The sequence below is a fragment of the Campylobacter sp. CFSAN093241 genome, from assembly GCF_012889595.1.
Classification (GTDB): Bacteria; Campylobacterota; Campylobacteria; order Campylobacterales; family Campylobacteraceae; genus Campylobacter_D; species Campylobacter_D jejuni.
The window spans coordinates 314263-329297 of sequence record NZ_CP040612.1; the positions used below are offsets into that span (position 1 = coordinate 314263).

The 15035-nt window shown below is 31.0% G+C and carries 11 protein-coding genes and 1 pseudogene; 8 read left to right on the top strand and 4 right to left on the bottom strand.

Annotated features, from left to right (window positions below):
• Positions 1–5: 5 nt before the first annotated feature.
• Positions 6–2645, bottom strand: coding sequence for a DNA polymerase I (gene polA / locus FBE96_RS01645; RefSeq protein ID WP_002905640.1), 2640 nt, complete (start codon positions 2643–2645; stop codon positions 6–8).
• Between the two features lie 163 nt (positions 2646–2808).
• On the opposite strand from polA, the pseudogene FBE96_RS01650 reads away from it, so the two are divergent.
• Positions 2809–4169: pseudogene (locus tag FBE96_RS01650) on the top strand (MFS transporter).
• Positions 4166–5173 (top strand): nucleoside hydrolase, encoded by a 1008-nt coding sequence (locus FBE96_RS01655; protein WP_002860301.1) that lies wholly within the window; start codon positions 4166–4168, stop codon positions 5171–5173. Before FBE96_RS01650 ends, FBE96_RS01655 begins: the two are co-directional and overlap by 4 nt.
• Here FBE96_RS01655 and FBE96_RS01660 read toward each other — a convergent pair.
• The 3 genes from FBE96_RS01660 to FBE96_RS01670 form a co-directional block, all read right to left on the bottom strand.
• Positions 5129–5572 carry a YqaA family protein gene (locus tag FBE96_RS01660; RefSeq protein ID WP_002868165.1) on the bottom strand — a complete coding sequence of 148 codons (444 nt, stop codon included), beginning with the start codon at positions 5570–5572 and terminating at the stop codon, positions 5129–5131. The two genes, FBE96_RS01655 and FBE96_RS01660, sit on opposite strands and share 45 nt — an antisense overlap.
• Before the next feature lie 4 nt (positions 5573–5576).
• Positions 5577–8402: an excinuclease ABC subunit UvrA gene (uvrA, locus tag FBE96_RS01665; RefSeq protein ID WP_002905638.1), complete on the bottom strand. Its 2826-nt coding sequence runs from the start codon at positions 8400–8402 to the stop codon at positions 5577–5579.
• Between the two features lie 72 nt (positions 8403–8474).
• Entirely contained in the window at positions 8475–9260 is a 786-nt protein-coding gene (locus tag FBE96_RS01670; protein WP_002858695.1) for a TSUP family transporter, read from the bottom strand.
• Positions 9261–9383: 123 nt separating this feature from the next.
• On the opposite strand from FBE96_RS01670, the gene FBE96_RS01675 reads away from it, so the two are divergent.
• The 6 genes from FBE96_RS01675 (at position 9384) to trpA (ending at position 15027) form a co-directional block, all read left to right on the top strand.
• Complete coding sequence (locus tag FBE96_RS01675) at positions 9384–9473, top strand: hypothetical protein (protein ID WP_042635777.1); 90 nt, start codon at positions 9384–9386, stop codon at positions 9471–9473.
• A gap of 202 nt (positions 9474–9675) precedes the next feature.
• Positions 9676–10926, top strand: a complete 1251-nt coding sequence (locus tag FBE96_RS01680) for an anthranilate synthase component I family protein (RefSeq protein WP_002873374.1) — start codon at positions 9676–9678, stop codon at positions 10924–10926.
• Positions 10923–12524 carry an anthranilate phosphoribosyltransferase gene (gene trpD / locus FBE96_RS01685; protein WP_002858662.1) on the top strand — a complete coding sequence of 534 codons (1602 nt, stop codon included), beginning with the start codon at positions 10923–10925 and terminating at the stop codon, positions 12522–12524. The genes FBE96_RS01680 and trpD overlap by 4 nt, the downstream gene beginning before the upstream one ends.
• On the top strand, positions 12511–13110 hold the full coding sequence (locus tag FBE96_RS01690) for an N-(5'-phosphoribosyl)anthranilate isomerase (RefSeq protein ID WP_002905633.1): 600 nt from the start codon (positions 12511–12513) through the stop codon (positions 13108–13110). Before trpD ends, FBE96_RS01690 begins: the two co-directional genes overlap by 14 nt.
• Positions 13107–14285: a tryptophan synthase subunit beta gene (trpB, locus tag FBE96_RS01695; RefSeq protein ID WP_002905631.1), complete on the top strand. Its 1179-nt coding sequence runs from the start codon at positions 13107–13109 to the stop codon at positions 14283–14285. The genes FBE96_RS01690 and trpB overlap by 4 nt, the downstream gene beginning before the upstream one ends.
• A complete protein-coding gene (gene trpA / locus FBE96_RS01700; RefSeq protein ID WP_002860292.1) occupies positions 14278–15027 on the top strand; it encodes a tryptophan synthase subunit alpha in 750 nt (249 codons plus the stop codon). The genes trpB and trpA overlap by 8 nt, the downstream gene beginning before the upstream one ends.
• Positions 15028–15035: the final 8 nt, after the last annotated feature.

A 15035-nucleotide genomic window follows, 5' to 3' on the forward strand; every position in this document is an offset into this window, starting at 1 on the left:
CTTGATTATTTTAAATCGCCCCAATTTTTGGCGATACTTGAACTTGTTTTTAATTTTACTTTTAATTTTACTATATTTTCCATAATATCTCTAGTTTTTTTTACAAAATTTTCACACAAATCGTCTTTTACTTCAAAAATTAATTCATCGTGAATTTGCAAAATAAGCTTTTTGTCTTCATTTAATTCTTTATTGATTTCTAGCATTGCAAGTTTGATTACATCAGCCGCTGAGCCTTGTAAGATTGAATTAATGCTTTCTCTTTCATACATGGCAATTTGCATAGGTTTTGCGTTTTCAAAATCAAAATAACGCTTGCGACCGCTTAAAGTAGTGATAAAGCCATTTTGTTTAGCTTCGTTTTTAACTTTTTCAAAATATTTCTTAATGCTAGTAAAATTTTCAAAATATTTTTCTATGTAAGATTTGGCTAAATTAGCTTCTATTTTTAAATTTTGACTTAAGGTTTTATAACCCATACCATAAATAAGTCCAAAATTTATACTTTTTGCAACACTTCTGGTTTCATAATTGCTTTCACCAAAAATCATTATTGCTGTTCTTGCGTGTATATCTTCATCATTGGCAAAAGCATTTAAAAGTTTTTCATCTTCGCTAAAATGTGCAAGCATTCTAAGTTCGATTTGAGAATAATCAAGAGAGATAAAACTAAATTCATCTTTAGCTACAAAGCAAGATTTATAATCTTTTGCATATTGTCCGTGTGCAGGGATGTTTTGCAAATTTGGATCCTTAGATGAAAGACGTCCTGTAGCGGTTCCAGTTTGTAAAAAACTTGAATAAATGCGTGAATTTTTATCTTTTAACGCTAGTTTTAACAAAGGTTCGCAATAAGTGGAATAAAGCTTGGCAAGTTCTCTATAATCTAAAATTTTAGCAATTACAGGATGTTTATCTAAAAGTATATTTAAAACTTTTTCATCGGTAGAATATCCTGTTTTTCCTTTTTTTCCGCTTGGGAGTTTGAGTTTTTCAAAAAGTATATCACCCATTTGTTTAGGTGAATTTAGATTAAATCTATCCTCGCAAAGAGTATAAATTTCTTCACTTAAATTTTTGATTTCATTTTCAAATTTTTTCATAAGGATTTCAAGTGCATTTGTATCAAGCTTTATGCCATTTTCTTCCATCATCATAATGATTTTAATGAAATCAAATTCACAGTTTTTAGCAAGTTCTAATAAAGGAGTTTCAAGATTTTTTAAAAAATAAAGATAAAATCTTAAAGTGATATAAGCATCTTCTGCAGCGTATTTACAAGCTTTTTCAAGTTCTACACTTGCAAAATTTTCTCCTTTTTTAACAAGGCTTTCAAAATGCAAGGTTTCGTAATTAAAAAGTCTTAAGGCTAAATCATCCATATTTACTCTTAAAGAAGGATTTTTAAGCCATGCTAAAATCATTGTATCTGCGTATTTTTGAGGTAAATTTAAGTCAAAATTGTTTTGAATGATTTTAAAATCATATTTGAGATTGTGCCCTATAACAAAATGATTAAAGATTACTTCTATAGCTTTTTTGGCACTTTGCAATGAGATTTGCTCACCTACTCCAAGATAATTATGAGTTAAAGGCACGTAAAAGGCTTCATTTTCATTCATGCAAAAACTAAAACCAACAATTTTTGCTTCTTTAGTATCAAGTCCTGTGGTTTCGGTATCAAAAGCAATAATACTTTCTTTATCAAGGGTATTTAAAATTTCAAAAAGTTTGTTTTCATCTTGTACTAAAGTGGCTTTAAAACCTAAATTTTTATCTTTATTATCAGGATTTTGACGCAGTTTTTTAAGCAAAGTATTAAGTTCGTAATGTTCTAAAATTTCAAGTATTTTTAAAAGAGGTTCTTCATCAGGATAAGTGGCTTTTTCTATGAGATTTTGTACTTCTAAATTGTCATACAAAGAAGCTAATTTTTTGCTTAAAAATGCATTTTCCTTACCCTCTAAAAGCAAGTTACGACTTCTTTCGTTACGTACTAGGGTTAAATTTTCATAAATTCCTTCTATGCTGCCAAATTCATCAAGCAAGGTTTTAGCTCCTTTTGCACCTATACCTTTAACGCCTGGAATATTATCAGAACTATCCCCACAAAGAGCTAAAAAATCTCTGATTTGATTAGGTTTTACTCCGTATTTTTCTAAACACGCTGCTTCATCATAGTCGTTTTTAGAAATAGGACTGTAAATGCTTGTTTTACCATCTTTTATGAGTTGATAAAGATCTTTATCTTGAGTGATAATACGTACAAAAATATCTCTATTTTCACAAGTTTTTACAAAAGAAGCAATGATATCATCGGCTTCATAACCTTCCCTAGAAACGCTTATGAAACCCATTTTTTCTATCATCTTTATGCAAATTGGAATTTGTTCTAGAAGTTCAGGTGGCGGTGGAGTGCGATTTTGTTTATAGTTTGGATCAATTTCGCTACGAAAAGTTTTTCCTTTGGAATCTAATGCAAAAACAATATAATCACTTTTATATTCATTTTTTAAGCTATAAATAAAATTTGCAAAACCGCTAATCATTCCACTAGCTTGTCCTTGTGAATTTTTAAAACCTTTTAATGCGTAGTAAAGTCTGAAAAAAAATCCAAAAGTATCAATAATAGTTAAAGTTTTCATAATAATTTCTTCTTTTGATAAAATATATTTTTTGGTTATATTATTTCAAAATTTTGCTTAAAATGTCTCGAAATTTAAAGATATTTAAGCGAAAATACTTCAATTTTTAGTCATAATATCGAGTAGAGTAAAAATTTTATATGAATAATGTAAGGAAAATGTAATGACAAATCAGCAAATTGATGGAATTGCAGATAAGAATTTTAACACACCTGAAGGTAGAAAAGTTTTTAAAAAGCAGTTTTTTCTTGCTGGTTGGGAACTGCTATGGAATATGCAGATTTTGCACTTTATGGTTTAGCAGCTGCAACAATTTTTTCAGAAGTATTTTTTCCTGAGCAAACTCCAGTAATTGCACTTTTGCTTAGTTTTGTAACTTATGGCATAGGTTTTATTGCAAGACCTATTGAGGCTTTGTTTTTTGGTCATTTAGGTGATAAACACGGAAGAAAAAATGTTATGATGGCTACAATAGCTTTAATGGGAATTTCAACTACTCTGATAGGTTTTATCCCAAGTTATGCAGTGATTGGTGTTTGGGCGCCTATTTGTTTGGTTGCATTACGTTTTATGCAGGGTTTTGGCGCAGGAGCTGAACTTTCAGGTGGAACAGTTATGCTAGGAGAATATGCTCTTAGCAAGAGAAGAGGGCTTGTTTCTTCTGTGATTGCCTTAGGATCAAATAGTGGAACTTTGCTTGCGTCTTTTGTATGGCTTTTGATGGTACAAATGGATGAAGCAAGTTTTAAAGAATGGGGCTGGAGAGTTCCTTTTATGGGAAGTATTTTAATCGCTCTTTTTGCTGTATATATTCGTTTTCATGTCAAAGAAACCCCTGTTTTTGAAAAGCAAAAAAATGAAATGATGAAATTGCGTCTTAATAACGAAAAGCATATGAAAAAAGATGAAAGAAGTTTTTGGCAAAGAAGTCGTGCTTTTTGGACTATGGTGGGCTTAAGAATAGACGAAAATGGACCTTCTTATCTTGCGCAAGGTTTTATTGTAGGTTATGTGACTAAAATTTTACTTTTAGACAAATCAGTAGCTACTACAGCAGTGATGATAGCTTCATTGGTAGGGTTTTTAGTTATTCCTTTGGCAGGTTATTTAAGTGATAAATTTGGAAGATGTATTACTTATAGAATGTTTTGTTTGCTTTTAATGATTTATGCTTTTCCTGCTTTTATGCTTTTAGATAGTAAAAATGAAATTATTGTGATTTTAACTATTATTGTAGGTATGTCTTTAGCATCTTTAGGGATTTTTGGTGTGCAAGCGGCTTGGGGTGTGGAGCTTTTTGGGGTAAAAAACCGTTATACAAAAATGGCTTTTGCTAAGGAGCTAGGTTCTATTCTTTCAGGAGGAACAGCGCCTATGGTGGCTTCTGCTTTGCTTGCATATTATGGCGCTTGGTGGCCTATCGCGACATATTTTGTATTAACTGCAGGTATAGGTTTTGTGACTACATTTTTTGCGCCAGAAACTAGAGGTAGAGATTTAAATAAAATAGAAGATGCGATATGAGACTTATCTTAGACACGGACATAGGCAATGCTATTGCAGGAGCAAATACTGATGATGGTTTAGCACTTGCTTTGATTTTGTCATCTAAAGAAATCAAACTTGAAATGCTAAGCACAGTTTGCGGTAATGTTCCAAGCCTTGTTGCCTATAGTGTGGCTAAGGATTTATTTAAACGTTTAAATTTAAATATCCCCGTTTATTTGGGAGCGAATGAAGCCCTAAAAGAACCAAGTAAAGCTTGGCGTCAAAGACTTGATGAAAGTGTTAAAAATTTTAAACTTGAATATCTTTGGGAAAATATAAAAAGTCCTGAAATTTTAGAAAATATAAATCCTGATGCGATTTTTAAAATGGGTGAGTTGGTGAGTAAAAATCCTAAAGAAATTTCTATTTGTGCGATAGGACCTTTGACAAATATCGCTATGACTATGAAAATTTTTAAAGATTTTGATATAAATCTTAAAGAGCTTTTTATTATGGGCGGCAGTTTTGATATGCCTTATTACACTAAAGATACAAATTTTGGTTTTGATCCTGAGGCGGCTAGTATAGTGCTAAATTCAAGAGCTAAAATTACACTCATACCTTATAATGCAACCATGCAGACTTTATTAACACACGAGGATTTAAAAGAGTTGCAAGGTAAGAATATTTTATGTGATTTTATCGTTGAAACTTTAGGTGTTTGGATTGATTATGCCTCTAAAACACGTGGTACAAAGGGAACTTGGATACATGATGCTTTAACGATAGCTTACGCATTAGATTCTAGTATTGCAGATTTTGATGAGTGTTATGCTGATGTTATTTGCGATAGTTCTTTGGCAAGAGGTATGAGTTGGCGTTGTTTTAAAGAACCAAAAATGAGTATGGGGGTGGATTTAAGCACTAAAAATTGTGTTAAAATTCTAAAAAATGTAGACAATGCAAAGCTTTTAAAACTTATAAAAGAGAGGTTTTTAAAAGGAGTTTGCTATGAAAATTATGAAAGCATAACGACTTAATTTTCCAAGTAAGATAAAAAATATAGTTTTTAAAAAAGAATATTTCGCAAAACCAAGTCCCAAGGCAAAAAGATCTCCTACTAAAGGTAAAAAAGTAAAAAAAGCAAATATACTTCCAAATTTAGCAAAATTAGCATTGAAATTTTCTAATTTTTTTAAGGATTTGCTAAAGTATTTTTCTAAAATTTTTTCTTTTCCAAAATACGCTAAAGCATAAGTACTTAAACTTCCTAAGGTATTACCCAAAGTGGCTACGATAAGTACCAAATTCGGAGTAAAATCAAGTTTTATAAAGCCTAAAACAAAGGCTTCACTTGCTAAGGGTAATAGTGTGCTTGAAAGAAAACACACCATGAAAAGCCCCAAATAGCTAATATCATTATATAAAAAATCAAACATAAAATTATGATTTTTGTGTATTTTTAAGCTCTAAGTCTAGATAATATCCTGTGTAAGAACAGGTTTTTTTGTGTTCTTTAGCGACTTTTTCCACGCTTCCTGTGCTTATAACTTTTCCACCTTTAACTCCACCTTCAGGCCCCATATCGATGATATAATCAGCATTTTTAATCACATCTAAATTATGTTCTATCACAAAAACAGAATTTTTAAGATCAACCAAATGTTGTAAAACTAAGATGAGTTTATTGACATCTTCAAAATGCAGTCCTGTTGTAGGTTCATCAAGTATATAAAGCGTTTTTCCTGTATCGCTACGGCTTAGTTCTTTAGCAAGTTTGATTCTTTGTGCTTCACCTCCACTTAAGGTGGTGGCATTTTGTCCTAGAGTTAGATAATCTAAACCCACTTTTACTAGAGTATCTAATTTTTGTTTGATTTTAGGAACGGCTGTAAAAAATTCACTCGCTTCTAAAACACTCATATTTAAAATTTCACTGATATTTTTGCCTTTATATTTAATTTCTAGCGTGGCATCATTGTAGCGTTTGCCCCCGCAAGTATCACAAACTACCATAACATCAGGTAAAAAATGCATTTCTATTTTGATTTCTCCATCTCCGCTACATTTCTCACATCTTCCACCCTTGACATTAAAAGAAAAGCGTCCGGCTTTATAACCACGCATTTTGGCTTCTTTAGTGGCGGCAAAAAGATTTCTGATTTCATCCATAGCACCTGTATAGGTGGCAGGATTTGAACGTGGTGTGCGCCCAATTGGGCTTTGATCAAGATAAATGACTTTATCAAGTTTTTCAAGTCCTTCTATTTGTACTCCGCCAAGTTTTTTAACTTTTTTCGCACGGTTTAATTCCTCTTGTGCAAAAGGAAGTAGGGTTTGAAGTATCAAAGAGCTTTTTCCAGAACCTGAAACTCCTGTTATAGCGACTAAATTTTGCAAAGGAAATTTTACGCTTAAATCTTGGATATTGTTAATATTTACATTTTTAAGCTCAAGCCATTCTTTCTGTGTTCTGTTTTGAAGTTGTGAAATTTGTTTTTTACCATTCATATAAAGTGCAGTTTCGCTTTTGCTTTTTAAAAGTTCTTTATAAGTTCCACTAAATACAACCTCACCCCCAAATTTTCCTGCTTTTGGACCAATATCTACAATAAAATCTGCTTCTTCTATGGTCATTTTATCATGCTCTACGACAATTAGGGTATTGCCCTTTTGTTGTAAATTTCTTAAAGTTTTAATCAGTTTTGCAGTATCTCTTTCATGAAGTCCTATGCTAGGCTCATCTAAGACATACATCACTCCGCTTAAACCACTGCCAATTTGTGAAGCTATGCGGATTCTTTGTGCTTCACCCCCACTAATCGTTCTTGCATCGCGCCCTAAAGAAAGATAACCTAGCCCCACATCATACAAGAAAAACAATCTTTCGTTGATTTCTTTTAGGATAGGTTTAGAAATAAGTTTTTGTTGCTCGCTTAAATAAGAAAAATTTTTCTCATCTGTAAAAAAGGCCGTACTATCTTCTATGCTCATATCTAAAATTTCACCCAAGCTTTTTTTTGCTACTTTCACGGCTAAACTTTCAGGTTTTAAACGATGCCCACCGCAGTCTTTACAAATTTTTTCACTCATATATTCGGCTAAATCTTTTTCATCTTTTAGCATTTCATAAGCCATTTTAACCACGCCTTCAAAAGTGCGTTTTAGGCGATTTCTTTTCCAAAGAAATTCTATAGTTTTGGCATTACCATACAATACAAGACGTTTTTGTACTTCGTTTAATTGCATAAAAGGTATTTTGATAGGAATTTCATTTTGTTCGCAAAAGGCGATTAGGAATTTATAATAATAACTTTTATTAAAACCATACATGATTTTAACAGCACCGTTTTCGAGACTTAAATTTTCATCGATGATTTTTTTCATATCTAAAGTATAACGAATTCCAAGTCCATCGCAAGCTTCACATGCTCCTTTTGGAGAATTAAAAGAAAAGCTTAAAGGCTCAAGTGGAACAAAGGAAATTTTACAATCAAAACAAGCTGAATGCTCGCTAAAATGATAGTGTTTATTAAGGTTTATTTCCTCATGATTTAAAACTTCTATTTCTATTTCTCCAAAGCTTTCCTGTAAACCTTTTTCTATATCGCTTGCAAGACGAGAAAGTAAATCTTCTTGAATTTCAAGTCTATCTATGACAAGTTTAATGGTGTGTTTTTTGGTTTTGGCTAGTTCAATTTCTTCATCAAGTCTTACCAAAACTCCATCAATTTGAGCTCTTACATAGCCTTTGTTGCGTAAATTTTCAAGCAAATCTGCATAAGTTCCTTTTTTTTCTCGTATGAGTGGGGCGTAGATGATGATTTTTGCACCTTTTGGAAATTTTAAAATTTCACTGACTATATCACTTACACTCATAGATGAAATTTTTTGTCCACATTGATGACAATGTTGAATGCCAACTCTTGCGTATAAAAGTCTTAGATAATCATAAATTTCAGTGATGGTTCCTACAGTAGAGCGTGGATTTTTAGAAGTAGTTTTTTGATCTATGGCAATGGCTGGAGTTAAACCTTCGATTTTATCGACATCAGGTTTGCCTACCTTATCTAAAAATTGTCTGGCGTAAGCACTTAAACTTTCTATATAACGGCGTTGTCCTTCAGCATAAAGAGTTCCAAAAGCAAGGGTTGATTTTCCACTTCCGCTCAGTCCTGTAAAAACAATGAGTTTGTTTTTGGGAATTTCAAGGTGGATATTTTTTAGGTTATTTTCTCTTGCGCCAATGATTTTTATGGTATCGTTCATAGTCTTTCCTAAACATTAAATAAATTTAAGATTTTAGCATAATAATATTAAAAGAACTTGGATAAATCCAAGTTAAAAATTTATAAAATTTAGCTTATTAAGCAAAGAGTGGGTGGTTCCAAGTATTGATAAGGCATATACGCAAAGTAAAATTTTTCTATGAGCTGAAATATGCATTTTTTCTATGATTTTAATTCCTATAAAAACTCCAACCATAGAAGCTATACCTACTAGTATTCCTTTATGAATAACTTCAGAGTCTATAACTCCAGAATTTGAAAAAGATATAATACCAGAGACTGAAGCAAAAATAACAAAAAACAAGGATAAGGAAACAACTTTTTTACTATCATAGCCTAAAAAATAAGCTAAAATCGGAGCAATTAAAAGTCCGCCACCAATTCCCAAAGAAATAGCAAAAATACCAGTAAAAGCTCCAGCAATAAATAAAATGACATTCTTTACCCAAACGCTTCTTTGATTTTGCACAATGTTTTCTTTAATTCCAAAAGCATATTTGATAAAAAATATACAACTTACCGCCAAAAATACGCTAGTAAGAGCTACATCACTTAAAGCTTTTAAAAGCATTCCGCTAAAGCTTGCTCCTATGAGCCCTCCAAAACCTATCATAATACCATCTTTAAGATTTAGATTTTTTTTCTTATAATTAATATAAGAGCCAAAAACTGCTGCAAAAATCATTTGCAATACTGAAATTCCGATAGCATGGTGAGCACTTGCTCCAAGTGCGAACATAGAAGGAACGATAATCATACCTCCACCAATGCCAAAAAGTCCAGAAGCAATACCTGAAATGATTCCTATGATTAGATAAGGTAAATCTGTGATTTCCATAGCTTTTCCTAAAAAATACTAAATATTTCAAATACGGAATAATTTTATCTTATTAAGCTAAGTATTATCTTAGTTTTTTATAACAATAGAATATTTTTTTTGGTAACTTTAAGCATCGTAAAAATGTTTCAAAATATTATAAAATATAAAGATTTTATAATATTTATTTTAAATTTAAAGCAAAATTTATATTTATTGATTAAAATTAATTAAGACTTTAAAAATTTTCATAAAAGTCTTAATTTTTGAAATATTTTATAAGAAAGGTAAAAGATGAGTGAAAATGATTTTTTTAGTAATTCTTTGATTTTAAAACTTACACACACTCTTCGCTCTTGGCGTTTCTAAAATTCTTTTTATCTAAATTTTTTCTTTAATATTATTTTAATTTATTTTTTTTAAAAAAAGGTTTATTATGTTTGTTAAAAATGTAAATTTTTATTATAGACAAATCCTTGAAAAATTTGAAAATTCTTATTTTGCAGAGGATTTGACCAAGGTAATTATAGGGATTGATTGTGATTATTTAGATGCTAATGAATTATCCTTTAGCGAGTTTAAGGCAAAATATTATGAAGCTTTAAGCAAGAATAAAATTTGCGACTTTGCTGGATTTTTTGGAGTTTTTAGTGCAAATTTTGTATCTTTGTTTGAAAAAATTCCACTTTCTTCTAAGAAAAATTATGATTTTCCTTTATTTTTATTTGCCAATGCTAAGGCTTATTTGATTTATGAGAAAAATAGCAAGATGTTTTTTAAATTTGGTGCTTCAAAATATTTTGAATATTTAAAAGATGATATTGAACCAATGAAAAAGAAACAAAAAAATGATTTTGAAATTTTAAATTCTTTAGAAGATGAAAAAAATGATTTTTTAAAAATGTGCGAAAAAGCCAAAGAATATCTTTTAAGTGGAGATATTTTTCAAGTGGTCTTAAGTAAGCAACTTTGTATCAAACATCAAGTAAATGCTTTTGATTATTATGAGAGTTTAAGTGCTTTAAATCCAAGCGCTTATATGTTTTATTTTCCAAGTAAATATGGTGTTGTTTTGGGTTCTTCTCCAGAGTTTTTATTGAAAATTAAAAAAAGAGAGATTTATTTAGCCCCTATTGCTGGAACTAGAAATTTGGAAAATAACTGTGATCTTTTAGCTTTAGAAAAAGATCTTTTAAGTGATGAAAAAGAACTTAGTGAACATAAGATGCTTGTAGATTTAGCAAGAAATGATGCTTCTAAATTTGGCACTCAAACAAGAGTGGAAAATCTTTTTTCTATTATTAAAAATAAATTTGTAATGCACATAGTGAGTGAAGTGTATGCCAATATGAAAGAAGATGCGAGTATTTTTGATGTGATTGAAGCAGTTTTTCCAGCGGGAACTTTAAGCGGAGCTCCTAAAATAAGAGCTTTAGAGATCACTAGCGAGCTTGAAGATTGCGATCGTGGAATTTATGGTGGTGCGGTAGGATTTTTAAATTTTAACGAAGACATAACTTTAGCGATTTTAATCCGTTGCACTTTTTTTACTCAAGATAAGGCTTATTTGGCAAGTGGGGCGGGTATTGTTTTGCAAAGTGAGAGTCAAAAAGAATATGCAGAAATTTGTGCTAAACGCAAGGCGCTTTTGGTAGCTTTTGAAAATTTAAAAAAGGAAAATCAATGATACTTTTAATTGATAATTATGATTCTTTTGTTTTTAATGTTAAAAGCATGTTAGAGCAACTCAGCAATGATGAAATTTTAGTAAGAAGAAATGATGCAATTTCTCTGAGTGAAATTAAAAATTTAAATCCTACTCATATTATTTTAAGTCCTGGTCCAAAGCATCCAAGTCAAAGTGGGATTTGTCTTGAAATTTTTAAAGCAAGGCTTAATATCCCTGTTTTGGGCATTTGCTTAGGGCATCAAGCTTTAGCTTTAGCTTTTGATTCTTTAGTGGTTAAGATGCAAGAGCCTATGCATGCAAAAAATTCTTTGATAAAACAGTGCAGGGAAAATGAATTATTTTCTAATTTGCCTTCAAATTTTAGTGTAATGCGTTATCATTCTTTAGAGGTTAAACAGCTTAGTGATGAGCTTGAAATTTTAGCCCTTGATGAAAAGGGTGTGATTATGGCTTTGGGACATAAAAATTTACCTTATTATGGTGTGCAATTTCATCCTGAAAGCTATTTTAGTGAATATGGCTTGCAACTTTTTTCTAATTTTTTAAAACAAGATATAAAAAAACCACAAAAACAAGAAAATCCTTTAAGTTTTTATTTGCAAAAAATGAGTGAAAATCATTTTTTACAAAGCGATGATTTTGAGCAAATTTGTAAGATTATTATGTCTAAAGATTATGAAATTTTACAAGTAGTGGCTTTGTTGATTTTAATCACTGAAAAGTCCTTAAATGAAAAATCTTTAAGTGCTTTTGTAAGACAAATTTTAAGATATTCTCAAACTTTTAGTGATGAGAGTGAGATGATTGATATTTGTGGAACAGGTGGAGATGGTTTTAAAAGTATCAATGTTTCTACGACTAGTGCTTTTATTTTAGCAGCTTTAGGAGTAAAAGTAGCCAAACACGGAAATCGTGCCATTTCAAGTTCTAGCGGAAGTACAGATGTGTTAGAAGCTTTAAATATAACTACTCCAAACACTTTAGAATCAGTTTTAAAACAACTAAATAATCAAGGGCTTAGTTTTTTACATGCTCCATTTTTTCATCCTTTAGTAGGAGAACTTAAAGAGATCAGATCAAGACTTGGAGTAAGAACGGTTTTTAATGTTTTAGGTCCTTTATTGCACCCTAATTTAAAGTTAAAATATCAACTTATGGGAAATTATCACGCACCTGTGCATAGGCTTTTGATAGAGGTTTTAAAAAATTTAGGACGCAAAAAAGCTTTAGTGGTAAGAGGAAATGATGGTATGGATGAGCTTAGTATTTGCGATGAAAGTAAAATTTATGAGCTTTGTGAAGGAGAAATTTTAGAGTATTCTATCTGTCCTGAACAATTTGGTTTTAAAAGAGCTTTTCATAGTGAAATCATAGGATCTAGTGCATATGACAACGCTAAAGATTTAAAAGATATTTTAAGCGGTAGAATGCAAGGGGCAAAATTTGATTTGGTAGTTTTAAATGCTATGTTTGCACTTTATACAGCCAATAAAGCAAGTTCGCCTTTAGTGGCTAAAGATATGATTTTAGAAGCCATTTATTCAGGTAAGGTTATAGAATATTTTAAGGAGTATCAAGCTTATGCTAAAGCTTAAAATTTGTGGTATTAAAGATGAAAAAAATGCCAAAGATTTAGCTTTTTTAAATATTGATTTTTTTGGATTTATTTTTGCTAAAAGTCCAAGAAGAGTGAGTTTAGAACAAGCAAGAAATTTAAGTGCAATTTTTCATGAAAAAGATAAAAAAGTTGTCGGTGTTTTTGTAGATGAAAATTTGGAACAAATTTTAAGATGTATTAAAGAAGCTAAGCTTGATGGGATACAAATTTATCGCACTATTACCAAAGAAGAATTTGAAATTTTAAAGGTGCAAAATGTTTTTGTTTGGCAGGTGATTAGTGTGGAAAATAGTTTAGATTTAAAAAGTGAAATTTTTGCTAATTTAGTACTTTTTGATGCTAAGGGAATTTTAAAGGGCGGTAATGGAATAAGTTTTGATTGGACTTTATTAAGTTCTTATACTAAAGATTTTGCATTAGCTGGAGGCATAGGTTTGGATAATGTTCATAAGGCTGTACAAACGGGAGCTAAAATTTTAGATCTTAATTCAAAACTTGAAGATGAAAAAGGCTTAAAAGATATCAACAAAATAAAACAAATTTTAAAGGAGTTGAAAAAATGAAAAAAGCGTATTATGGGGATTTTGGTGGGCAGTTTTTGCCTGAAAGTGCAATGTTTGCTTTAAATGAGCTAGAAGGTGCTTTTTTGAAATTTTCTAAAGATAAACTCTTTAAAAAAGAATTAAACGAGCTTTTAAAAACTTATGTAGGGCGTCCTACTCCACTTTATTTTGCTAGAAATTTAAGCAAAAAATATCAGCATGAAATTTATTTAAAACGCGAGGATTTAAATCATACCGGAGCACATAAAATCAATAATGCCATCGCTCAAGCCCTTTTAGCAAAAAAAATGGGAAAGAAAAAAATCATAGCAGAAACAGGAGCAGGTCAACACGGGCTTGCAACAGCCACTGCAGCAGCACTTTTAGGACTTGAATGTGAAATTTATATGGGGGCAACCGATGTGCAAAGACAGGCTTTAAATGTTTATAAAATGGAGCTTTTGGGTGCTAAAATTCATGCAGTACAAAGTGGGCTTAAAACTCTAAAAGAAGCTACTACTGCGGCTATTCAAGCTTGGGTTGGAGATATTAAAAATATTTTTTATGTGGTTGGAAGTGCGGTAGGTCCTTATCCTTATCCTAAAATGGTAATGCATTTTCAAAGTATTATAGGAAAAGAATGCAAAATGCAACTTCAAAAACTCAATAAAAAAGTAGATTATATTATCGCAGCTGTTGGAGGTGGAAGCAATGCAGCTGGGATTTTTTATGATTTTATCAAAGATGAAAATGTTAAACTTATAGGTATTGAAGCAGGGGGGCTTGGCATTGATACGTCTTATCATGCAGCGACTTTAAATAAGGGAAAAACAGGCATTATTCACGGTATGAAAACCAAGGTTTTACAAGATGATTTAGGCAATATCTTGCCTGTACATAGTGTTTCTGCAGGGCTTGATTATCCAGGAATTGGTCCTTTGCATGCTTTTTTATTTGAAAGCAAAAGAGCACAATATCATGCTATAAGTGATGAAGAATGTATACAGGCTTTAAAATTACTTTGTAAAGAAGAAGGTATTATTGCAGCGATTGAAAGCTCTCATGCTGTAGCATTTTTAGAAAAACTTTGTCCAACTTTAAAAAAGAAAAGCGTGATAGTAGTAAATCTTTCAGGCAGGGGAGATAAAGATATGCAAATGATTAGAGATTATAAAAAAGGGGTGATTTATGGTTGATTTTAGAAAATTTTATAAAGAAAATGCAAATGTGGCTTATACGGTTTTGGGTTATCCAAATCTTCAAACAAGTGAAGCTTTTTTGCAAAGATTAGATCAAAGTCCTATTGATATTTTAGAACTTGGTGTTGCTTATAGTGATCCTATTGCCGATGGTGAGATTATTGCAGATGCGGCAAAAATAGCTCTTGATCAAGGTATAGATATTCACAATGTTTTTGAGCTTTTAGCTAGGATAAAAACTAAAAAAGCTTTGGTTTTTATGGTTTATTATAATTTAATTTTTTCTTATGGCTTGGAAAAATTTGTGAAAAAAGCAAAATCTTTAGGGATTTGTGCTTTGATTGTGCCTGAATTGAGTTTTGAAGAAAGTGATGATTTAATTAAAGAGTGTGAAAGATATAATATAGCTTTAATTACACTTGTAAGCGTTACAACCCCTAAAGAAAGGGTTAAAAAGTTAGTAAAACATGCTAAAGGTTTTATTTATTTATTAGCAAGCATAGGTATTACAGGTACAAAAAGCGTCGAAGAAGCAATCTTACAAGATAAAGTAAAAGAAATCAGATCTTTTACAAATTTGCCTATTTTTGTAGGCTTTGGCATTCAAAATAATCAAGATGTAAAAAGAATGAGAAAAGTTGCTGACGGAGTGATTGTGGGAACTAGCATAGTAAAGTGTTTTAAACAAGGAAATTTGGATATAATAATGAAAGATATTGAAGAAATTTTCAAAAAATAAAATTTTAA

What these genes read in the sequence shown, in the direction of transcription:
- polA (WP_002905640.1), bottom strand. Translation starts at nt 2,645, where the DNA reads ATGAAAACTTTAACTATTATTGATACTTTTGGATTTTTTTTCAGACTT.
- FBE96_RS01655 (WP_002860301.1), top strand. Translation starts at nt 4,166, where the DNA reads ATGAGACTTATCTTAGACACGGACATAGGCAATGCTATTGCAGGAGCA.
- FBE96_RS01660 (WP_002868165.1), bottom strand. Translation starts at nt 5,572, where the DNA reads ATGTTTGATTTTTTATATAATGATATTAGCTATTTGGGGCTTTTCATG.
- uvrA (WP_002905638.1), bottom strand. Translation starts at nt 8,402, where the DNA reads ATGAACGATACCATAAAAATCATTGGCGCAAGAGAAAATAACCTAAAA.
- FBE96_RS01670 (WP_002858695.1), bottom strand. Translation starts at nt 9,260, where the DNA reads ATGGAAATCACAGATTTACCTTATCTAATCATAGGAATCATTTCAGGT.
- FBE96_RS01675 (WP_042635777.1), top strand. Translation starts at nt 9,384, where the DNA reads ATGTTTCAAAATATTATAAAATATAAAGATTTTATAATATTTATTTTA.
- FBE96_RS01680 (WP_002873374.1), top strand. Translation starts at nt 9,676, where the DNA reads ATGTTTGTTAAAAATGTAAATTTTTATTATAGACAAATCCTTGAAAAA.
- trpD (WP_002858662.1), top strand. Translation starts at nt 10,923, where the DNA reads ATGATACTTTTAATTGATAATTATGATTCTTTTGTTTTTAATGTTAAA.
- FBE96_RS01690 (WP_002905633.1), top strand. Translation starts at nt 12,511, where the DNA reads ATGCTAAAGCTTAAAATTTGTGGTATTAAAGATGAAAAAAATGCCAAA.
- trpB (WP_002905631.1), top strand. Translation starts at nt 13,107, where the DNA reads ATGAAAAAAGCGTATTATGGGGATTTTGGTGGGCAGTTTTTGCCTGAA.
- trpA (WP_002860292.1), top strand. Translation starts at nt 14,278, where the DNA reads ATGGTTGATTTTAGAAAATTTTATAAAGAAAATGCAAATGTGGCTTAT.